Raw genomic sequence first — 22,900 nt, 5'->3', positions numbered from 1 at the left:
CCAGAGACTTTGATCAATGGAGCATGACCCTGTGAATGATTCGACAACCCTCGCAACCCCGGACGCTGGCACCCACTGGACGGGCCGGGCTTGCGACCTGATAGCCTTCGACAGCCTGCCGGAAAGCTTCCCGGAAAGCCTCAATCAGCGGCGCATCGCCGATCACCTGCAACGCATCCTCAATCACGTGGGCGAGGCTTGTGAACAGGTTGATGTGTTGTCTGCTTATCAGACGTGCCGCATGCGGCTCCATGCTGCTGGCAAGTCACTGCGCACGCTGCTTGCGGCCCCCCTCGACAGCGAAGCATTGCTGGCGTTGAAACCGCAACTGGTCGCACAGCGGCAGGCGGCGTTGCTGGCCCAGGCTCAATTACAGATCTGCGAAGGCATATTGAATGCGGCGGATTTGCAGCGACTTCAGTATGCGTTAGGGCTTGCGGATGAGCCGGATGACGACGTGCTGCATCTCGATGTGGGCGTTGGCGATCCGGACGAGCCCGTGGTGTTCAGCGGTGCAATGATCGTTACCACTGAACAGGCGCTGAAAACTCCAGCGCTGATCGAACCAGCTTTGCTGTACGTGCCCGGTGAAGCGGGCGGTCTGCAAAAATTCGAATCGTTGCAGACGCTCAAGGACCGGCTGGGTTTTACCCTGAGCACGGGGCAGGAAACCACGCTGTGGCGCCACGTCAGCGCGACGCAACGCGCTGCAGCCATGGCGGCGCCGGTAACGTTGGTAACCCGTGTGATCACTATGAAGCCGATTCAGCATGGGGTGAACACCCAGCTGAAGGCGCTTGAAGTTCTGTGTACGCAGCCCAACTCCTGTAGGAGCGCGCTTGCCCGCGATGGCGTTGAATCAGACGATGATGTTTTGACTGAACGGCCGCCATCGCGGGCAAGCGCGCTCCTGGAGATAGACAGTCGTGAGCGAGTGAGCAACCTCGGTGTAGCCCTTGGCGAAACCCGTGAGCGGGCCATCGACCTGATTGCCGAACAGCAACGTACCGCCGAACTGGTGCCGCAATTTCCCGTATGGTTGCTCAATGCACCTCTCGAAATACGTCAGGAATACGCAACCCGACTGGCTGAATTTCACAGTGCTGCGGCTCGGCTGGAGTCGCATCTGGCGGCTAAGCTTCCGACCTTCAGTGCCTTCACTGCTCAGCAACTGAATGCTCGTATCAAAAACGACCTGAGGATGGACATCGATGCCGATCAACTGATCATAGATCTGCCGAAGAGCGTCCATCGTCACGTTGATATTGATCCGCAGTATGGAAGCCCATTGCATCACAAGCCCTGGAAGGGCAGCGAAGCGCGTGTGCAGTCGAGCCTGTCCGGGCTGGCCCGGGAAAACTTCGATGCCCGCGATGAGAACACCATCGCAAGGTTGGGCATGCTTGAACTCTCGTATCCACCATCGCCTCAGATGGCAGGTTTGCAGCGCATTACTGGAGACTACCTGCTCAAGATCATTCCCGAGCTGGATATCGCCGGACAGTATCGCAGCCTGCTGCGCTCGGTGTTCCAGTTGCGCTCACCGGCATCGGCCCGCGACGCTGAGCTGATGATCAAAGCCTATGAGCTGCACATCATTCTCGATGGCTTCTGTGCACGCCAGCGTCGCCTATTGAGCGAGGCCGGTTATGCACTGCTGACCCAGGCGGCTAAAGCCAGATTCACTGCCGTGTTGAGCCAGGCAGGGGTGTTTATCAATCGACTGGTGTTCAAACCGGGCCAGGCTCTGACAGGAGAGCGCAGTAGCCGGACCTTGCGAGGCATCAGCGTCATCGAGCACAAGGCGAGCGGCAAGGTGCTGATGTATCTGCCCCAGGCGCCGGATGGAGAGTGCTTCATAGAGGCCGACAGTGTGCAGGAAGCTCGCGAGCGTCTGATCAGCAGCTTGCTGCGTCTGCCTGCACGGGTGGCCTGGCTGGCGTCCTGTGTGGAGAACGCCAGTGAGCAAGCTGCCGCCGAGCGTTATATCCGGGAAGCACTCAGGCGTGGATTTGAAGGTTTTGTCGCGATAGTGCCCGCGCTGGATCTGTTGATCAGCGAGCAGCAACTGCATGTGCGTGAGGACCTGCTTTACGAAAAATCCCTGACCGAAGCGCGCAGTAATCACGACCTCAAAGGGGAGCACAATCAGCGGCGCAACCGGTTGTATCTGATGTTCTTCAGAGGCGTTGTCTCGTTCGTGCCGGGTTTGGGCGTGTTGTTCAGTGTGCAAGACGGCTGGAGTGATGGTCATGCTGCAAGCAAGGCATTGAGGGCGGGCAAGCTTGATGAAGGTCTGTTGACGGCCGGTAGCACGATGCTTTCGGTGATCGACGTGCTGCTTTCGGTAATCCCCGGAGTGAGCACCGTGAGCGCTCTCGTGGTGGTAGCCCGTCGAGCGACCCGCTTGCGGCAGCTAACGAGCCTGGGGCGCGCATTACCATCGATGTCCGGACGTTCCAGAATCCCAAAATTTGTCGGTTACGAGGCCGATATCTCGCTGTCAGGCGCCGTCGCGCAGACTGGAAATAACGCGGGCACCTGGCTGAAAAACGGTGAGCTGTTCATCCATCACCAAGGCTCGGCTTACCGGGTTTACCGCCGGCCGGGGGAGCAGACCTTGCGCCTGAAGAAAACCGCTGCTCATGGTTACGAGCCACCAGTGCGTCAGGTGGGAGGGGAGTGGGTCTATCACAGCGATGTCGGCCTCAAGGGTGGTGGACGCTCAATGATCGCGGAGATACTGCTGGTTGAAGCCCATGGCAATAGCGCTTTTCGAACCAGACAGGCCCGTGAACTACTGAATCAATTCGATTTCCCAGTCGATCAACAGCAGCGCATGGAGTTGATGCTCGCCGAGCATTACCGCAAGACCAAATCGTTGCCTGACTGGGCTGAGCAATACCGACGCCCGCCAGCGCCTCAGACTGTACCGTCGCCAACAAAACGCAAGGAGCCTGATTCGCCACAGGTTGAGCCGGACCGTCGGCTGCCGCAACCCGTGGCGGGATCTTCCCGGCAGGCCGCCAGCGCCGATGCATGGAAGGGATGGGAAAAGCAGGTGGACAATATGGCTGTGCTGGATCAGATCAGCGTCAACCCGCCGATCTACCGGCTCGACTTCGCTCAGGATTACGACGTGATCCGCATCGGTCAGAAGTTTTACGAAATCCTGCCCGCCGGCGGACAGCGAAGGACCAATACTGCGTTCATTCGCAACCCTGGCAGGCATTCACAGTCCCGCAATTTTGCGGAACTCAGTGAGGTGATTCGACGCAATCCCTTCGATCAGCCGATGATGGCGAAATATCAGCCGGCAACAGGTCAGTGGGCGGTGGAGGGCCCGCTATTCAATCGCAAAGTCGAGGCCTATATCGCAGAGAGTCGCCCGGGGTTTACCGACATCACGAATGTGGTGCTGGCGCATAAGCTGTTCGAGATGGCCGACCCGTCGACGTCAGCCGTGACCGCAACCCGCATGATCAACCTCAAAGCCACCGTCAATGCGTGGCGTACTGGTCAAACGGCGCCGCTGGCGCAATTGAACGATCCGCTATTGATGCTCAACAAGGCGCATCCGACCAATCAGGCCGATAATCAACTGCACTGGAGCATCGGTAATGAAAGCGCGCTGGACAGCTTTGAACGTCTGGATTTTGCCACCCACCATCCCGTGACAGTGGAATGGCTGATCAGATCGGTTTCCGAGGCCAGGCTGCCGGGCAGCATCCAGAGTCTCAGAGGTCTGATGAGCGATGTATTGACGCGCAACGGCTACGAAATCCTGCATGACCAGTTGGCGGTCGGTGGGCGTGAGTTCATGGCGTTTCGTCGTCCAGGGCAGGAAGAGGTCTACCTGCTCTATCTTCGTCGTTCAACAACCGGGGATATTACGACCCCTCCGAGTGGTGCATTCCGCGATCCTCTGGACGGAGACGGGATGGTCGAACCCTTGATTCGCATCTATGCCGCAGAACCCATTTCCCACACGCTTGAACAGGCCAGGCAGCAAGGCAAAGTGATCAAATTATTGGGGGGCACCAATATCACCAGCCAGGCGGGCCGTGGCACACAGGTATTCGTCATGCGCTTGCCCGATGACATTTCGATGAACCAGCGCTGATCGACACCGCGCTCAAAAGCATCGCAGCACCCTGCGGGTGTCGCGATGCCCGGCGAACAAGTCGCCGTGTACAATGCGCTGACATTTTACCGGCGACTGCCTCGAGCGCTCATGAACGAACCGTTGCAACCCTTCAAAAAGCAGCCACGCACTGAAAAAACAGTACGCAGCGGTACTCAGGACGATATTGTCTATGCGCATATTTTCGAGGCTATTCTTGAACAGCGTCTGGCGCCTGGTACCAAGCTGAGCGAGGAAGCGCTGGGTGAAATTTTTGGCGTGAGTCGCACGATCATTCGTCGAGCCTTGTCGCGTCTTGGGCACGAAGGTGTTGTGCTGCTACGCCCTAATCGTGGCGCCGTGGTTGCCAGCCCGAGTATCGATGAAGCGCGCCAGGTATTTTTCGCGCGTCGACTGGTAGAAAAAGCCATTACCGAATTGGCGGTCGAGCATGCAACGGCCCAACAGTTGGCGGCCTTGCGGCAAATGGTCAACGACGAGCGTGACAGCTTTGCCAGAGGCGATCGTGGCGCAGGCATTCGCCTGTCCGGTGAGTTTCACTTGCAGTTGGCGGTGGCGGCCAATAACAGTCCGCTGATCAGTTTCCAGCGCAGCCTGGTGTCGCAGACCTCGCTGATCATCGCCCAGTATGAAAGCGGCAATCGCACTCACTGTTCATGGGATGAACACAGCCAGTTGATCGACGCCATCGAAGCGCGTGATGCGAAGCGTGCGGTAGAGCTGATGATGCATCACATGGATCACATCGACAGCAAACTCCGTCTGGACGAGGACAGCGCGTCGGATGATCTGCATGCGGTGTTTTCGCATGTGATGGCGGGGACGAAAAAGTAGATCAGGGGGTAAGGGGGGCCGTTGGAGCGAGGCTTGCCCGCGAACCAGGCACCTCGGTCCGCCAGACGCACCGCGTTGTTGTTCTTCGCGGGCAAGCCTCGCTCCAACAGCGTGGTTGCAGGCTTCAGCTTCTGCTATGAACCAGACTCCCCGCCGAATAGGTCTCCTGCACCGTCCGGTCATCCCCCAGTGTCATCAGCACAAACAGCGTCTCGGCAATGTCCTTGGCCTGTTTCAAGCGATAGGACAGCAGCGGCGTGGCGTGATAATCCAGCACCAGAAAATCAGCTTCATTACCCACCTGCAGACTGCCAATTCGGTCATCGAGGCGCAACGCCCGCGCGCCGCCCAACGTAGCCAGGTAGAGCGATTTGAAAGGGCTCAGTTTTGCACCCTGCATCTGCATGACTTTGTAGGCTTCGTTGAGAGTCTGCAGGATCGAGAAGCTGGTGCCGCCGCCCACGTCAGTGCCGACGCCGACGTTGACCCTGTGCTTTTCAGCCATGGGCAGGTTGAACAGGCCACTGCCCAGAAACAGGTTCGACGTCGGGCAGAAGGCGATGGCTGAACCGGTCTCGGCAAGGCGTGCACATTCGCTGTCGCAGAGGTGTACGCCGTGGGCAAATACCGAGCGCTCGCCCAGCAGTTTGAAATGGTCATACACGTCCAGATAACCGCTGCGCTCCGGGAATAGCGCTTTTACCCATTGCACTTCTTCGACGTTCTCGCTGATGTGAGTCTGCATGTACACGTCGGGATACTCGGCGAGCAGTTGCCCAGCCAGCGTCAGTTGCTCCGGGGTGCTGGTCGGCGCAAAACGCGGCGTGACCGCGTAGTGCAAACGGCCTTTGCCGTGCCAGCGTTCGATCAACGCCTTGCTGTCGGCGTAGCCCGACTCTGCGGTATCAGTGAGGTAGTCCGGAGCATTACGATCCATCATCACCTTGCCTGCGATCATCCGCAGGTTGAGCTTTTCTGCCGCTTGAAAGAACGCCTCCACCGACTCTTTGTGCACGCTGCCAAACACCAGCGCAGTGGTGGTGCCGTTGCGCAGCAGTTCCTTGAGGAAAATGTCCGCGACCTCGGCGGCATGCGCCGGATCAGCGAACTGTTTTTCGCACGGGAAGGTGTAAGTGTTGAGCCAGTCCAGCAGGCGCTCGCCGTAGGAGCCGACCATGCCGGTCTGCGGCAAATGGATGTGGGTGTCGATGAAGCCAGGCGTGATCAATGCGTCCTTGTACTCGGTCACTTCGACATCGTGACCAAGTGTATTCAGCAGTTCGGTTGCGTGGCCAAGGGCTACAATCTTGCCGTTTTCTACCAGCATCAGACCATCAGCGAAGTATTGATAAGAGGCCTCAATGCCGACTTCGGCCGGGTCGCCAACGCTGTGCAGAATGGCAGCGCGGTAGGCTTTTTTACTTGGGTTCATATAGGTCTCATCAAAGTCGCGCAGTAAACGAGGAACCCGTAGGACCGGCTTTAGCCGGGAGGACATTATTTCTGGCGAAGAATACTGTGCGAATGTACCGGCCCCCTCCCGGCTAAAGCCAGTCCTACGGGCGAGGCGGTGAGTCAGGCAAAACGCATTGCGAAAAAATCGCTCCTCCAGAGCCCCGGTTGTTACACCTGACTGCGCCGAGACACCGGCAGCAGTTTGGCAACAGGCTCGGCGTTGGTGCTGTGCTGCCCGAAATTGACGTTGTAGGTGGCGATGACTTCGGCGGCAATCGACACGGCGATCTCGATAGGCAGCTTGCCTTTGACTTCGCTCAGCCCCATCGGACAGCGCATGCGCTGCAACAGTGCCGAATCAAAACCTCGATCACGTAACCGATGTTCGAATTTGACCCGCTTGGTCTTCGAGCCAATCAAACCGAAGTAGGCAAAGTCGCCGCGCTTGAGAATTGCGGCCGTTAGTTCCAGATCCAGTTGATGGTTGTGGGTCATGACGATGCAATAACTGCCTTTGGGCAACTCATCAATTTCATCCAGCGGGTCTTCAGCGACGATCTTGCGAACGCCGGTGGGGATCTGCGCTGGAAATTCCTGTTCCCGGGCATCGATCCAGCGCACCCGGCAAGGCAGGCTGGCCAGCAAAGGAACCAGCGCCCGGCCCACATGACCGGCGCCAAACACCGCGATCTGCGCCTGGGGCTGGCCCATGGGCTCGAACAGCAGCACATTCACGCCACCGCAACACTGGCCCAGGCTTGCGCCGAGACTGAAGCGCTCCAGTCGAGTGTTCTGGCTGCCGCTTGCAAGCATTTCCCGGGCGATTTCCATAGCCTTGTACTCCAGATGCCCGCCACCAATGGTGTCGAAGATACGCTCGGCGCTGACCACCATCTTCGAACCGGCATTGCGTGGCGTCGAACCGCGCTCTTCGATGATGGTGACCAAGACGCAGGCTTCACCCTGGGTTTGCAGGTCGGCGAGGGCGCTGATCCAGTTATTCATGGTTTTACCTCCGGGCTTGACACCGGTGTCGAACTTATCGCGAGCAAGGTCGAGCGCGACCCCGGCGGCTCCCACAGGGGAATACGGTCCCCCGTGGGAGCCGAGCTTGCTCGCGATTGAGGCGACTCGGTCTTACGCATCTGCTCACACCCCCATAACACCCGTTCCGGCGTCGCAGGCGCGTCGATCCTGGGTTGATGGCGATAGTCGCCCAGGCTCGCCACCGCATCCTTGATCGCACACCAGGCCGAGATGCCGAGCATGAACGGCGGTTCGCCTACAGCCTTGGAGTGGAACACGGTGTCTTCCGGGTTCTTGCGGTTTTCCACCAGTTTGACGCGCAGGTCCAACGGCATATCCGAGACCGCCGGAATCTTGTAGCCCGCCGGTCCGTTGGTCATCAGTTTGCCTTTGTCATTCCACACCAGCTCTTCAGTGGTCAGCCAGCCCATGCCCTGAATGTAGCCGCCTTCGACCTGGCCGATATCGATGGCCGGGTTCAGGGATGCGCCGACATCGTGGAGGATATCCGTGCGCAGCATCTTGTATTCGCCGGTCAGCGTGTCGACGATCACTTCGCTGCAAGCCGCGCCAAAGGCGAAGTAGTAAAAAGGTCTGCCCCGTGCCTGGCTGCGGTCATAGAAGATTTTCGGCGTTTTGTAATAACCGGTGCTGGACAGCGAAACCTGCCCCATCCACGCCAGTTGCGCCAAAGACTGGAACGACACCAGCTGTTCGCCAGCGCGAATATGACCGTTGCGAAACTCGACATCGGCTTCTTCGACTTTGAAGTGTTTCGCGGCGAATTCCACCAGACGCTGCTTGAGAATTTCGGCCGCATTCTGCGCCGCCTTGCCATTCAGATCCGTACCGCTGGAAGCAGCAGTGGGTGAGGTGTTAGGCACTTTATCGGTGTTGGTTGCGGTGATCTGAATCCGGTCGATATCGACCTGGAACACCTCGGCCACGACTTGCGCGACTTTGACGTTCAAGCCCTGACCCATCTCTGTGCCGCCGTGGTTCAGGTGGATGCTGCCGTCGGTGTAAATATGGATCAGCGCCCCGGCTTGATTGAGAAAGCTGGCAGTAAAGGAAATGCCGAACTTGACCGGGGTCAGTGCAAGGCCTTTCTTGAGGATCGGGCTGCTGGCGTTGAACGCCCGAATCGCTTCGCGGCGTTCGTGGTATTGACTGCTTTCTTCCAGCTCGGCAGTCATTTCCTCCAGCAGGTTGTGCTCGACGGTCTGGTAGTAGTGGGTGACGTTGCGCTCGGTCTTGCCGTAGTAATTGGCTTTGCGCACGAGCAATGGATCCTTGCCGAGATAACGGGCTATGGAATCCATGACCTCTTCAATGGCGACCATGCCTTGGGGACCGCCGAAGCCGCGATACGCAGTATTGGACGCAGTGTTGGTCTTGCAGCGATGGCCATTTATTGTGGCTTCGCCCAGGTAGTAAGAGTTGTCGGCATGAAACATTGCCCGGTCGACAATAGACGCCGAAAGATCCGGCGAATAACCACAATTGCCTGCCAGATCCAACTGAATACCGTGCAGACGGCCATCGTCATCAAAGCCGACGTCGTACTCGATGTAGAACGGGTGACGTTTGCCGGTCATCAACATGTCTTCGACACGGGGCAGGCGCATTTTGGTGGGTTGCCCGGTCAGGCGCGCGATCACTGCACACAGGCAGGCGGGGCTCGCTGCCTGGGTTTCCTTGCCGCCAAAACCTCCGCCCATGCGGCGCATGTCGACGACGATTTTATTCATCGAAACGTCCAGCACTTCGGCGACCAGCTTCTGTATTTCAGTGGGATTCTGGGTCGAGCAGTAGACGATCATGCCGCCGTCTTCGGTGGGCATCACCGAGGAAATCTGCGTCTCCAGATAGAAATGCTCCTGGCCGCCGATGTGCAGATTGCCCTGGATTCTATGCCTTGCACCGTCCAGCGCTGCAGCGGAATCACCGCGCTTGTGAGTGTGGCTGTCGAGCACGAAATGCTTGTCGCGCAACGCCTGGACTACATCCAGAACGGGCTCCAGATCTTCATATTCAATCACTGCCGCCATGGCCGCCTGACGAGCGATATCGAGGCTACGCGCGGCAACAGCGAGCACCGGCTGGCCGACGAACTCCACTTTATCGATGGCCAGTAATGGATCGCCGGGCAGCAGTGGACCGATGTCTTTCAGGCCGGGGATGTCTTCGTGGGTGATGACAATCCGTACGCCATCAAAGGCGTAGCAAGGGGCGGTATCGACGCTGATGATCCGTGCATGAGCACGGTCTGACAGGCGCGCATACACGTGCAGTTGATTGGGGAACTCAAGGCGGTCATCGATATACACCGCTTCGCCGGACACATGTTTGTCGGCGCTGTCGTGCTTGACGCTGCGGCCGACGCCGGTGGTCAGGTCCTGTTGAAACAGGGCGATCATTTCGGCCTGGGACTTGATCCCTGAGTGGTTAGACATAAGCCGTCACCCGCGTTTGAAGGGTGGGCGTTTGCAGCTCGATGAAGTATTTGCGCAGCAGGTTCTGCGCGCTGAGCAGACGATATTCCTTGCTGGCGCGGAAGTCCGACAGGGGCGTGAAATCTTCCGCCAGTGCCGTACAGGCAGCTTCCACTGTCGCAGATGTCCATGGCGCGCCCTTTAATGCCTTTTCGCAGGCAGCGGCGCGCTTGGGAGTTGCCGCCATCCCCCCATAGGCAACTCGCGCATCAACAATGCTGCCGTCCTCGACGTGCAGATTGAACGCCGCGCAGACCGCGGAAATATCGTCATCCAGCCGCTTCGAGACTTTATAGGCGCGGAAGGCCTGCCGCGCCTTGGCTTTAGGCACGATAACGGTTTCGATAAATTCGCTTTCCTGCCGCGCAGTCACCCGGTAATCAATGAAGTAATCCTCAAGTGCCAGGGTGCGGCGAGTATCGCCCTTGCGCAGTACGATTTGCGCACCCAGGGCGATCAGCAAAGGAGGGGAGTCGCCAATCGGAGACGCGTTACCGATATTGCCGCCCAGGGTGCCCTGATTGCGGATCTGCAACGACGCAAAGCGCTGCAGCAGTTCGCCAAAGTCCGGGTACTCGGCGCTCAGCGCGGCATAGCAATCAGTCAGTGGTGTAGCCGCGCCAATTTCCATTCGGTCATCGAAATGCTCGATGCGTTTCAGTTCGGCGACATTGCCCACATAAATCATCACCGGCAGCGGTCGGTGGAACTGAGTGACTTCAAGGGCCAGATCGGTCCCGCCTGCCAGCAGCCTCGCCTGTGGGTGGGCTTCATACAATTGCGCCAAGTCAGCGACGGTCTGCGGCACCAGACAGCGCTTGTCGCCATCAGTCAGCTCACCGGTTTGCGTCGGCGTGATACTGCGCAGGCGAGCGATGGTCTGTGTTTTTCGTTCGTCGAACTGGTCCGGTTGACGCTTGCCGCACGATTGTTCGGCGGCATCGAGAATAGGGCGATAGCCAGTGCAGCGGCAGAGGTTGCCCGCCAGCGCTTCGTGGGTTTTGTGACTGTCGGGCTGTGGGTTGTTCTTTTGCAGGGCAAACAACGACATGACAAAGCCGGGGGTGCAGAACCCGCATTGCGAGCCGTGGCAGTCGACCATGGCCTGTTGAACGCTGTGCAGCTTGCCTTGATGCTTGAGGTCTTCAACGCTGATCAACTGCTTGCCGTGCAGGGACGCCACAAAGGTCAGGCAAGAATTGAGGCTGCGATAACGCAGGCTGTCTTCACCCTGTGCATCGGTTTCAAGTTCGCCGACTACCACCGTGCAGGCGCCACAGTCGCCACTGGCGCAGCCTTCTTTGGTGCCAGACTTGTGCAGGTGTTCGCGCAGGTAGTTGAGAACCGTCAGATTGGGGTCCAGGCTATGTTCGGTGCGCAGCTCATTGTTCAAGAGAAATTGGATCACGGAAGGCCTCTGCGCGTTTTTTCTGATCTTCGAACATAAAGCCGAATTTATCAGGTCTGACTTTTCGGTCAATTTGTTTCTGACTCTTAGGTCAGGAAGTGTCGTTTTTAGATCGGTCACCGGGTATCAGCGGGCTGCCAGTGCGACGAACTGACACGATCTGTTGAAAGTTTTGCTTATTTCGTGCCAGTTTCCACCGGTATGGCCCTGCGCCATAGGCCTTCCTTGGGATACACTGCGCCGCTTGGTTATCACCAGCATTTGGGAAAGACATGACGTTCAAGGCTCCGGACAGCCTCGCCGAGCAAATCGCTCACCACCTTGCCGAGCGCATCATTCGTGGCGAGCTCAAGCCCGCTGAGCGAATTCAGGAACAAAAAGTCACGCAGGCGTTGAACGTCAGCCGTGGTTCGGTGCGCGAAGCGTTATTGATTCTGGAACGCCGTCATCTGGTGGCGATCCTGCCGCGTCGCGGCGCGCAGGTCACGGTACTCAATGCCCATAACGTGCAGAGCCTGTGCACGCTGATGACCGAATTGTATGTGCTGCTGGGCATTGCGGTAGCCGAGAAGTGGCAGCAGCAGAGCGATCTGGCGAGTTTCCTGCAAATCCAGCAGCGGCTGATTGCCAGTTACGAGCGCCAGGACGTGAAGGCTTTCGTAGAAGACAGCTTCAACGTGATGCGTGCGGCTTATCCGTTTGCCAACAATCCTTACCTGCAGGAGACCGTCGATAACCTGCAACCGTCCATGAGCCGCAGCTATTACCTTGCGCTGGACCAGCGCAAGGCAGAGATGCGTGACTATCTGACCCTGTTCGAGCAATTGCTTGAAGCAGTGGTAGCCCGGGATACCACGCGGGTTCGCAGCGTATTGACCGATTACGGGCAACGCAGCTGTCAGCTGGTGCTCTCGGCTCTGGAAGCGGGCTGACCCCATGCGGCTGAAGTGCATCAAGCTGGCGGGGTTCAAATCCTTCGTCGACCCCACTACGGTGAACTTCCCCAGTAACATGGCGGCGGTCGTAGGCCCTAACGGCTGCGGCAAATCCAACATCATTGACGCCGTGCGCTGGGTCATGGGCGAAAGCTCGGCCAAGAACCTGCGCGGCGAATCGATGACCGACGTTATCTTCAATGGCTCAACCAGCCGCAAGCCCGTCAGCCAGGCCAGCATCGAGCTGGTCTTCGATAACTCGGACGGCACGCTGGTCGGCGAGTACGCGGCCTACGCGGAGATTTCCATCCGCCGCAAGGTCACCCGCGACAGCCAGAACACTTATTACCTGAACGGCACCAAATGCCGTCGACGGGACATCACTGATATTTTCCTCGGCACCGGTCTGGGTCCGCGCAGCTATTCGATCATCGAACAGGGCATGATCTCCAAGCTGATCGAAGCCAAGCCGGAAGACTTGCGTAATTTCATCGAGGAAGCGGCGGGTATCTCCAAGTACAAGGAGCGCCGTCGCGAGACTGAAAACCGAATTCGCCGTACCCACGAAAACCTCGCACGCCTGACCGACCTTCGCGAAGAGCTGGAACGTCAGCTGGAACGCTTGCATCGTCAGGCTCAGGCTGCCGAGAAGTATCAGGAATACAAATCTGAGGAGCGTCAGCTCAAGGCACAGTTGTCAGCGTTGCGCTGGCAGGCGCTGAACGAGCAGGTGGGTCAGCGCGAGGCGGTGATTGGCAATCAGGAGGTCGGTTTCGAGGCCTTGGTCGCCGAACAGCGTAATGCCGATGCCAGCATCGAGCGTTTGCGTGACGGTCATCACGACCTGTCCGAGCGCTTCAATCTGGTTCAGGGGCGCTTCTACTCCGTGGGCGGTGACATTGCCCGCGTCGAGCAAAGCATCCAGCACGGTCAGCAGCGTCTGCGCCAATTGCAGGACGACCTGCGTGAAGCCGAGCGGGCCCGTCAGGAAACCGAATCCCATCTGGGCCACGACCGCACGCTGCTGGCTACATTGGGCGAAGAGCTGGAAATGCTTGAGCCTGAGCAGGAGATGACCAGTGCTGCCGCCGAGGAATCCGCAGCATCGCTGGAAGATGCTGAAAGCGCGATGCATGGCTGGCAGGAAAAGTGGGACAGCTTTAACTTGCGATCAGCCGAACCGCGGCGTCAGGCGGAAGTTCAGCAGTCGCGTATCCAGCAACTGGAACACAGCCTGGAGCGACTGGCTGAGCGGCAGCGACGGCTGGGTGAAGAGTTGGAATTGCTCAAAGCCGATCCGGAAGACGCGGCGATCCTGCAACTGGACGAAGATCTTGCTACCCGGGAAATGACCCTCGAAGAGTTGCACATCGGCGAAGAGCAAGCTGTCGAGCGGCTTGAGCAGTTGCGCAACGAGCTGCAACAGGCCAATCAGGCGCAGCAACAGGCCCAAGGCGAATTGCAGCGGCTTAACGGCCGTTTAGCATCCCTTGAAGCGTTGCAGCAGGCTGCGCTTGATCCCGACACCGGTACCGCCGAATGGCTGCGCGACCATGATTTGGCTGAGCAGCCACGGCTGGCGGAAGGCCTGCGGGTTGAGCCGGGTTGGGAGCTGGCGGTGGAAACCGTGCTGGGTGCCGACCTGCAGGCCGTGCTGGTTGATGACTTCAGCGGGCTTGATCTTGCAGGTTTCCAACAGGGCGATTTGCGGCTGGTCAGTACTGGCGCCGAGGCTGCGCGAATCCCCGGCAGTCTGCTGGATAAAGTCGACAGTGCCATGGACCTCGCCAGTTGGCTGGGCCAGGTGCGTCCGGTTGAAACCCTTGATGAGGCACTGGCCCAGCGCGGTCAACTGGCGACGGGGCAAAGCCTGATCAGTCGCGATGGTTATTGGGTGGGGCGGCACTTTCTGCGGGTACGTCGCGCCAGCGAAGCGCAAAGCGGCGTGCTGGCCCGCGGTCAGGAGTTGCAGCGTCTGGGGCAGGAGCGCGATGAGCGTGAAGCCACCCTGGCCACCCTTGAAGAGCAGCTGTTGATACTGCGTGAACAGCAATCGAATCAGGAAGAGGCCCGGGAGGAGTTGCGCCGCCGGGTCCAGGATGAAACCCGTCAGCAAAGCGAGCTCCGGGCGCAATTGTCTGCCGCCAGGGTCAAGGTCGAGCAGCTCACCTTGCGTCGTACCCGACTGGATGAAGAACTTGCAGAGCTGGGCGAGCAACGCGCCATGGAGCACGAGCATCTTGGTGAGTCACGTCTGCAATTGCAGGATGCGCTGGACGCCATGGCGCTGGACACCGAGCAGCGTGAATTGCTTCAGGCCCAGCGCGACAGTCTGCGCGAGCACCTTGACCGCGTGCGTCAGGAAGCCCGTCAACACAAGGACCACGCCCATCAACTGGCTGTGCGCCTTGGCTCGCTGAGGGCTCAGCACGATTCCACACGACAGGCGCTTGAGCGTCTGGAGATGCAGTCCGAGCGCCTGACCGAAAAGCGCGAGCAGCTCGATTTGAATCTGGAGGAGGGCGAAGCCCCGCTGGAAGAGTTGCGCCTGAAACTTGAAGAATTACTTGAGCGGCGCATGGCGGTGGACGATGAAATGCGTACCGCCAAGAATGCGCTGGAAGATGCCGATCGCGAATTGCGCGACGCCGAGAAGCGCCGTACCCAGGCCGAGCAGCAATCACAATTGCTGCGTGGGCAGTTGGAACAGCAGCGGATGGAGTGGCAATCCCTCACGGTGCGCCGTACCACGTTGCAGGATCAGCTGCTTGAAGACGGTTACGACCTGCAGGGCGTGCTGGCAACCCTGACCGCTGAGGCCAACGAAAAAGACGCAGAAGAAGAACTTGAGCGCATTGCCGTACGGATTCAGCGGCTGGGCGCGATCAACCTTGCAGCCATCGATGAGTACCAGCAGCAGTCTGAGCGCAAACGCTATCTGGACGCGCAAAACGCTGACCTGGTTGAGGCACTGGAAACCCTCGAGAACGTGATCCGCAAGATCGACAAGGAGACGCGAAATCGATTCAAAGAGACCTTCGATCAGATAAACAGTGGAATTCAGGCACTTTTTCCAAAAGTTTTCGGTGGAGGCTCAGCTTATTTGGAACTGACGGGCGAAGATTTACTCGATACAGGGGTAACAATCATGGCGCGCCCGCCGGGCAAGAAAAACAGCACGATCCATTTGCTGTCCGGTGGCGAGAAAGCCTTGACTGCGTTGGCGTTGGTTTTCGCCATCTTCAAGCTCAATCCTGCACCGTTCTGCATGCTCGACGAAGTGGATGCACCGCTGGACGATGCCAACGTTGGACGCTACGCGCGACTGGTCAAGGAGATGTCGCAGACCGTGCAGTTCATTTACATCACCCACAACAAGATCGCTATGGAAATGGCCGATCAATTGATGGGTGTCACCATGCATGAACCGGGTTGTTCGCGACTTGTGGCGGTGGATGTAGAGGAGGCGATGGCATTGGTCGATGCCTAGGAATGCCTGTTCTGCGCGGTAGAAATGGCCATTTAATGGCTTCGCGTGAACAACTCTGTGCGGTAGATATCGCTTTGCGCACAAACCAGATGTAACAGACGGTGTAAAGTTACCTTTGGTCGTGCTAGTTTAATGTCCACTTTTTCTTTTCGCGTGGGCAAATTGCCAGTCAGAACAGAGACTTGGCACCACGTTTTAAAGGGGTTTAGGCCCTTATTTCAAGCATTCTTCACTAGAGGCACTGGATTACATGGAAATCGGTCTGCGCGAGTGGCTGATCGTCATCGGCATAATTGTCATTGCCGGTATTCTTTTTGATGGCTGGCGCCGTATGCGCGGCAGCAAGGGGAAATTGAAATTCAGGCTGGACCGCAGCTTCTCGAACCTGCCGGACGACGATGAACCGTCCTCCGCCGAGTTGCTGGGCCCACCGCGCGTGCTCGACACACACAAAGAGCCGCAGCTCGACGAGGAAGACCTGCCGTCGATGAGCGCGACGCCGCGTCAGAGCAAGCGCAATAGCAAACGTAAGGATGAGCCGCAGCAAGGCGATCTCAACCTGGACATGGACGGCCCGAGCCTGTTCACCGGGCGCGAAGATGCTTTCGAAGATGACAAGCCTGCCCAGCGCATCACTGAAGACAAGGATCTGCCGCCTGTTGAGGAAGTGCTGGTCATCAGCGTTATTTGCCGCGACGAAAGTGGCTTCAAAGGCCCTGCGTTGTTGCAGAACATTCTGGAAAGCGGTCTGCGTTTCGGTGAGATGGATATTTTCCATCGCCACGAAAGCATGGCAGGCAACGGTGAAGTGCTGTTCTCCATGGCTAACGCAGTCAAGCCTGGCGTATTTGATCTGGATGACATCGATCATTTCAGCACCCGTGCCGTGAGCTTCTTCCTCGGCTTGCCGGGGCCGCGTCATCCGAAACAGGCCTTTGACGTCATGGTTGCCGCTGCTCGCAAGCTGGCCCATGAACTCAATGGCGAACTCAAGGATGACCAGCGCAGCGTCATGACCGCGCAGACCATTGAGCACTACCGTCAGCGCATCGTCGAATTCGAACGCCGCGCATTGACTCAGCGTCGTTGAAGCCAAACCTGTAGGAGCGCGCTTGCCCGCGATGGCGGTTGTCAGGCAACGAAGGTCCTTCGGCCCTTATCGCGGGCAAGCGCGCTGCTACGGTCGAACCAACAGAGCACCAACATCTGAGCAGCCTAGGCTGCTCTTTTGCTTTTGAAGAGAACACCGCATGAAAGCCGCCGAAACCCGAATCCTTGAACTGCGCGCCGAGCTGGATCAGCACAACTACCGCTATCACGTCCTCGACGAGCCGAGCATTCCGGACGCGGAGTACGATCGGCTGTTCCACGAACTCAAAGCGCTTGAAGCAGAAAACCCGCATCTGGTCACGCCTGATTCGCCCACGCAGCGGGTCGGCAGTGCAGCGCTGTCGGCATTCACTCAGGTGCGTCACGAAGTACCGATGCTCAGCCTGGGTAACGCCTTCGAAGACGTCGACATGCGTGAGTTCGACCGCCGCGTGACCGAAGGGCTGGATTTGCCGGCCGGCGATTTGCTTGGCAGCGGCGCAAAAGTGCAATACAGCTGCGAACCTAAACTCGATGGCCTTGCGGTCAGCCTGTTGTACCGCGATGGCGCTCTGGTAAGGGGCGCTACACGTGGCGACGGCACCACTGGGGAAGACATCAGCGTCAATGTGCGCACCGTGCGCAATATCCCGCTGAAGCTGCATGGCACGGGCTGGCCCGAAGTGCTGGAAGTGCGCGGTGAAGTGTTCATGTCCAAGGCGGGCTTCGAGCGGCTCAATGCGAGCCAGGCGGAAATCGGCGGCAAGACTTTTGCCAACCCGCGTAATGCGGCAGCGGGCAGCCTGCGTCAGCTGGATTCGAAGATCACCGCTAACCGCCCGCTGGAATTCTGTGCTTATGGTCTGGGCCAGGTGTCTGCGGAAATCTCCGACACCCATATTGGCAACTTGAACCAGCTCAAGGAATGGGGCATGCCGGTCAGTCGCGAACTGAAACTGGCAGATGGCATTGAAGAATGCCTTGAGTATTACCGTGACATAGGCGAACGGCGTCTGGCCCTGACCTACGAAATCGACGGTGTGGTGTTCAAGGTCAACGACCTGGCTGCACAACGCGAGCTGGGTTTTCGCGCCCGTGAGCCGCGTTGGGCCATCGCCCATAAATTTCCCGCCATGGAAGAACTTACCGAACTGCTCGACGTCGAGTTTCAGGTAGGGCGTACGGGCGCTGTTACGCCGGTAGCACGCCTTAAGCCCGTGAAGGTAGCCGGCGTGACTGTCGCCAACGCGACGCTGCATAACATGGACGAAGTGGCACGTCTGGGACTGATGATCGGCGATACCGTGATCATCCGTCGCGCAGGCGATGTGATTCCGCAAGTGGTGCAAGTCGTGCTTGAGCGTCGTCCGGAAGACGCCCGCGCGGTAGAAATCCCGCAAACCTGTCCGGTGTGTGGCTCCCATGTCGAGCGCACGCAATTGATCAAGCGCAGCAAGGGCAAGGAAACCGTCAGCGAAGGCGCGGTTTACCGCTGTGTGGGTCGACTGGCCTGCGGTGCGCAACTCAAGCAGGCAATCATCCATTACGTCTCGCGACGGGCCATGGATATCGAAGGCCTGGGCGACAAAACCATCGAACAGCTGGTTGACGAAAAACTGATTGGTTCGCCAGCCGATCTCTATGCGCTGACCTTTGAGCAAATCGTCGATCTGGAGGGCTTCGCGGAAATCTCCAGCAAAAAGCTGCTCAAGGCCATCGAAGACAGCAAGCAACCCACACTGGCACGCTTTATCTATGCGTTGGGTATTCCGGATGTGGGCGAGGAGACCGCCAAGGTGCTGGCTCGCTCACTGGCGTCGCTGGAGCGAGTCAAACAGGCGTTGCCTGAAGTGCTGACGTATTTGCCGGATGTCGGTCTTGAAGTAGCCCATGAGATCCACAGCTTCTTTGAAGACGAGCACAACCAGAATGTGATTGACGCGCTGCTGAACGAGCGCGGCCTGCAATTGCAGGATGAGGGCGACCTGGGCGCAGAGTTCGCTGCCAGCGCGACGCTGGGTGGCATGGTCGACAAGCTGAACATCCCTTCGGTAGGTCCCGGTGCCGCTCAGAAGCTGGCCGACAAGTTTGGCTCGCTGGAAGGCATCATCAAGGCTGACTGGCTGGACATGCGTCAGGCCTTGCCCGAGAAACAGGCCAGAGCGGTGCGTGAGTTTTTCGACAAGCCGGAAAACGCCGAACGCGGGCTGGCCATCGAAGCCCAGTTGAAAGACTTCGGTATGCACTGGCAGAGCGAGAAAAAAGTCGTCGAAGGCTTGCCTTTGGCGGGGCAGACCTGGGTATTGACCGGTTCGCTGGAACTGATGAGCCGCGACGTCGCCAAGGAAAAACTGGAAAGCCTGGGGGCCAAGGTGTCCGGCTCCGTATCGGCTAAAACCCACACCGTAGTCGCCGGGCCGGGGGCCGGGTCAAAGTTGACCAAGGCCAACGAGCTGGGTTTGAAGGTGCTGGATGAAGAGGCGTTTGTAGGCTTTTTGGCGAAGCATGGCATTGCGGTGGATTGATCGGCCATGCGCGTCCGCAGGTCTTTCGTAATCCCGTAGGACCGGCTTTAGCCGGGAGGGCGTCGGGACACTCACCAAATCTTCTTCGCTAGAAATACCGTCCTCCCGGCTAAAGCCGGTCCTACGGGATTTGCAGGCCAACATGGAATCTCCCACAGGACAGTGCTCCAGCAAAGATCCACGTCACGCATCAACTCCACGGAACGACGGCAACCGGCGATGATCTAGTGCATGCTGGCCCACCAGGAGATCGCCATGTACCGGTTTTTCGAGCAACTCAGTTCACGTATTGCTGCACCTTTTGTTGGCGAGACCCGGCGTAACAGCAAGGTTTGGCAGTGCCGGTGTGGTCAGTCTGTATTCTTTCCCAATACCCAGTGTCTGGCCTGCTCCGCGGCGCTTGGTTATCTGCCAGAGCAGGGCCGGGTTGCAGCTCTTGAGCCTGGCCCCGATCAAGACACCTGGCGCCTGAGTGACGAGCCCGGAGCCGGGTTGTATCGACGTTGCGCAAACGTTGATACGCCTGCGGCGTGCAACTGGCTGTTTCCCGCCGATGACAGTGGCGAGTTCTGCATTGCCTGTAGCCTGAACAAGACCATTCCCGACCTGTCGATCCCGGAAAACGGCGAGCGCTGGTGCAAGGTGGAAACCGCCAAGCGTCGACTGGTTGCGCAGTTGATTTCCCTCGGACTGAAAGTCATCCCCAAAACTCAGGACGAAGAGCGCGGGCTGGCCTTTGAGTTTCTTGGCGTTGACCTGGAAGGCAAAGCGCCGACCACCGGGCACGCCAACGGCTTGATCACCCTGGATATCAAAGAGGCGGACGACGCCCATCGCGAGAAACTTCGTGTGCAGATGCACGAACCTTATCGGACTTTGCTCGGGCATTTCCGTCACGAAGTGGGGCACTACTATTGGGATCGGTTGATTGCAAATACCTGGTGGCAGGACGGGTATCGCAACCTGTTCGGCGATGAACGCGCCAGTTATGCCGAGGCACTGGATCACCATTACCAGAACGGGGCGCCTGCCGACTGGCAGCAGAACTTCGTTAGCGCTTACGCCACCATGCATCCATGGGAGGATTGGGCGGAGACCTGGGCGCATTACCTGCACATGATGGATGCGGTCGATACCGCGCTGGGTTTTGGCATGAGTGCCCGGGATATGGACCTGGATTATCAGCCGTTCCCGCTGGAAACCCTTTACGACCCGCAACACCCCGGCGGGCCTGCGTTCCTGTCATTCGTCAATGCCTGGATCGAACTGGCCGGGATGCTCAACGAGCTGTCGCGCAGCATGGGCCAGCCTGACTTCTACCCGTTCGTCCTGCCACCTGCAGTGATCACCAAACTGCATTTCATTCATCTGGTGATTCAGGATGCAGGCGGCAAGGCGGATGAGGTGTTGCAAGCGCAGTAGGGGCGGCGATTATTGATCTTGTTCGCGACAGCGCTGTGTCCATAACACCGCGCTGTCGCGAAGCAAACGGGAGCCCTGTAGGAGCGAGGCTTGCCCGCGAAGACCGATGACGCTGTGCGTCTGACGTACCTGGTCGGCCGGTTCGCGGGCAAGCCTCGCTCCTACAGACCCGCATTCATTGATTGATGAGTGTTCTGGATTGATAAGACCCCGATTTCTTCAGGCCTAAACCTTCAACACCAACTTCCCGAAATTCTCGCCCTTGAACAGTTTCTGCAAGGTTTCGGGAAAGGTCTCGAGCCCATCGACAATGTCCTCACGGCTCTTGAGTTTGCCCTCAGCCATCCAGCCGGCCATCTCCTGCCCGGCAGCAGCAAACCTGCTGGCGTAGTCCATGACCACAAAACCTTCCATGCGGGCCCGGTTGACCAACAGCGACAGGTAATTGCTCGGCCCTTTGACAGGCGAGGTGTTGTTGTACTGACTGATCGCGCCACAGATCACGACCCGCGCTTTGGGGGCCAGACGGCTGAGTACGGCGTCGAGAATGTCGCCACCGACGTTGTCAAAATAGACGTTCACGCCATTGGGGCATTCACGCTTCAGGCCGGTCAGAACATCCTCGCTCTTGTAGTCGATGACGCCGTCGAAGCCCAGCTCATTAATCAGCGATTCACACTTCTGTTTACCACCCGCGATGCCAATCACTCGGCAACCTTTAAGCTTGGCGATCTGTCCGGCGACGCTTCCCACGGCACCCGCTGCGCCGGAAATCACTACGGTGTCGCCACTCTGCGGCGCACCAACATCCAGCAGCGCAAAGTAGGCGGTCATGCCGGTCATGCCCAGCGCTGAAAGGTAGCGGGGCAGCGGCGCGAGTTTAGGGTCGACCTTGTAGAACCCTTTAGGCTCACCCAGGAAATAGTCCTGAACACCGAGCGCGCCCTGAACAAAATCACCTTCCGCGAACTGTTCGCTTTGCGAGGCGATGACTTCGCCCACCCCCAGTGCGCGCATCACCTCGCCCAGACCGACAGGGGCGATGTACGACTTGCCCTCGTTCATCCAGCCGCGCATGGCCGGGTCCAGCGACAGGTAATGGTTCTTGACCAGAATCTGCCCGCTTGCCAGCTCGCCGACCGGTACTTCCTGATAGGTGAAGTCTTCGCGACTCGCCTGGCCGACCGGGCGTTTGGCGAGCAGGAATTGGCGGTTGGTGTGGCTGCTCATGGCATGTCCTCATAGATAGTCAAAGGTAGATTGAAGTCGCTGAGGCTGCGCTCGGCAAGTGAAGATCAGTCTGCGAATACGATTCGATCCAGTTCGATGATGAAGCGTCTTATGTACGCAGTCCTTTCTATTCAAATGAATATTTTTGCCCGGAGTTTTTTTGTAAGTTTTTACAGGTTTGTATGCAGTTATGTATAAACGGCGGTTTCGCAATGTCCAGTAAGGGTTTTAACGGTGTACGGGCTGTTGTCAAACGCTTGTTTATGGAAAAGTCTCGCTCCCTCAAACACACGGGCTACCACCGTATTTAGAATGGAGTCATAAATGAAAGCGACACTATCTTCTCTTGCCGCACTGCTCTTTTCGTTCTCATTATCCAATCATGCAATCGCCAGGCCTGCAGACCCTCTGCATGTCTCCGGTGACTACACCTGCACAGGTTTCGACAGCCACGACGGCGCGTTTACAGGCGTACTGACTTTTACCGTGGATGAGCGGGCCAGTCATTTTGCGCAAAGTTTTGGGGCTTATACATTCACCTTTAAAGTTAAAGTGGGTGAACATGCTTCAACATTTTCAGGGTATGCGGCAGCGCAAGGCCAATCACTGGCAATGTACTTCGCCAACGACAGCGAAGATGCCCCAACGGATCGCGGCGTCGGTATGGCATTGATTACTCATGATCAGGATACGGAGGGCAAGTTTATTACGACGCTACACAAGTCTTATTATCTACCGGACTACATGCGCACTTCTAAAGAGGGCAAGGGGGCGGGCGGGCGCGGCACAGAAGTCTGCACCAAGGTTGTGAAACGATAACCTGGCGGCTTCCCGCGTGAAACAACCT

General features: G+C 58.1%; 13 protein-coding genes. 8 read left to right on the top strand and 5 right to left on the bottom strand.

Translation table 11 applies throughout. The annotated features are described in order from the left end of the window. Positions 1 to 31: 31 nt before the first annotated feature. Positions 32 to 4,123, top strand: a complete 4,092-nt coding sequence (locus AO242_RS00870) for a dermonecrotic toxin domain-containing protein (protein WP_099267326.1) — start codon at positions 32 to 34, stop codon at positions 4,121 to 4,123. Between the two features lie 111 nt (positions 4,124 to 4,234). After that, positions 4,235 to 4,978: a GntR family transcriptional regulator gene (locus AO242_RS00865; protein ID WP_099267511.1), complete on the top strand. Its 744-nt coding sequence runs from the start codon at positions 4,235 to 4,237 to the stop codon at positions 4,976 to 4,978. Between the two features lie 124 nt (positions 4,979 to 5,102). Here AO242_RS00865 and guaD read toward each other — a convergent pair whose 3' ends face one another. From guaD to xdhA, 4 genes are all read right to left on the bottom strand, one after another. Then, positions 5,103 to 6,410: a guanine deaminase gene (gene guaD, locus AO242_RS00855; RefSeq protein WP_099267324.1), complete on the bottom strand. Its 1,308-nt coding sequence runs from the start codon at positions 6,408 to 6,410 to the stop codon at positions 5,103 to 5,105. A gap of 191 nt (positions 6,411 to 6,601) precedes the next feature. Next, a complete protein-coding gene (xdhC, locus tag AO242_RS00850; protein WP_099267323.1) occupies positions 6,602 to 7,438 on the bottom strand; it encodes a xanthine dehydrogenase accessory protein XdhC in 837 nt (278 codons plus the stop codon). Next, complete coding sequence (xdhB, locus tag AO242_RS00845) at positions 7,435 to 9,915, bottom strand: xanthine dehydrogenase molybdopterin binding subunit (protein ID WP_257153361.1); 2,481 nt, start codon at positions 9,913 to 9,915, stop codon at positions 7,435 to 7,437. Before xdhB ends, xdhC begins: the two co-directional genes overlap by 4 nt. Beyond that, positions 9,908 to 11,362 carry a xanthine dehydrogenase small subunit gene (gene xdhA, locus AO242_RS00840; protein WP_099267322.1) on the bottom strand — a complete coding sequence of 485 codons (1,455 nt, stop codon included), beginning with the start codon at positions 11,360 to 11,362 and terminating at the stop codon, positions 9,908 to 9,910. The genes xdhB and xdhA overlap by 8 nt, the downstream gene beginning before the upstream one ends. A 272-nt stretch (positions 11,363 to 11,634) precedes the next feature. Between xdhA and AO242_RS00835 the strand changes: the two genes are divergently transcribed. From AO242_RS00835 to AO242_RS00815, 5 genes are all read left to right on the top strand, one after another. After that, complete coding sequence (locus AO242_RS00835; RefSeq protein ID WP_099267321.1) at positions 11,635 to 12,294, top strand: GntR family transcriptional regulator; 660 nt, start codon at positions 11,635 to 11,637, stop codon at positions 12,292 to 12,294. A 4-nt stretch (positions 12,295 to 12,298) separates the two neighbouring features. Then, positions 12,299 to 15,787: a chromosome segregation protein SMC gene (gene smc, locus AO242_RS00830; protein ID WP_099267320.1), complete on the top strand. Its 3,489-nt coding sequence runs from the start codon at positions 12,299 to 12,301 to the stop codon at positions 15,785 to 15,787. Positions 15,788 to 16,037: 250 nt separating this feature from the next. Then, positions 16,038 to 16,877 carry a cell division protein ZipA gene (gene zipA / locus AO242_RS00825; protein ID WP_099267319.1) on the top strand — a complete coding sequence of 280 codons (840 nt, stop codon included), beginning with the start codon at positions 16,038 to 16,040 and terminating at the stop codon, positions 16,875 to 16,877. A gap of 160 nt (positions 16,878 to 17,037) precedes the next feature. Next, complete coding sequence (gene ligA, locus AO242_RS00820; RefSeq protein ID WP_099267318.1) at positions 17,038 to 19,401, top strand: NAD-dependent DNA ligase LigA; 2,364 nt, start codon at positions 17,038 to 17,040, stop codon at positions 19,399 to 19,401. A gap of 255 nt (positions 19,402 to 19,656) precedes the next feature. Continuing rightward, positions 19,657 to 20,823, top strand: coding sequence for a zinc-binding metallopeptidase family protein (locus AO242_RS00815; RefSeq protein ID WP_099267510.1), 1,167 nt, complete (start codon positions 19,657 to 19,659; stop codon positions 20,821 to 20,823). Between the two features lie 225 nt (positions 20,824 to 21,048). On the opposite strand, the gene AO242_RS00805 is transcribed toward AO242_RS00815, so the two are convergent. Continuing rightward, positions 21,049 to 22,053: an NADP-dependent oxidoreductase gene (locus AO242_RS00805; RefSeq protein WP_099267317.1), complete on the bottom strand. Its 1,005-nt coding sequence runs from the start codon at positions 22,051 to 22,053 to the stop codon at positions 21,049 to 21,051. A gap of 324 nt (positions 22,054 to 22,377) precedes the next feature. Here AO242_RS00805 and AO242_RS00800 point away from each other — a divergent pair, with 324 nt between their 5' ends. Then, positions 22,378 to 22,872 (top strand): hypothetical protein, encoded by a 495-nt coding sequence (locus AO242_RS00800; protein WP_099267316.1) that lies wholly within the window; start codon positions 22,378 to 22,380, stop codon positions 22,870 to 22,872. Positions 22,873 to 22,900 lie beyond the last annotated feature (28 nt).

Origin of the sequence: Pseudomonas sp. ICMP 561 (assembly GCF_002699985.1) — a bacterium.
Lineage (GTDB): Bacteria > Pseudomonadota > Gammaproteobacteria > Pseudomonadales > Pseudomonadaceae > Aquipseudomonas > Aquipseudomonas quasicaspiana.
This window is presented reverse-complemented; position numbering and strand designations above follow the sequence as displayed.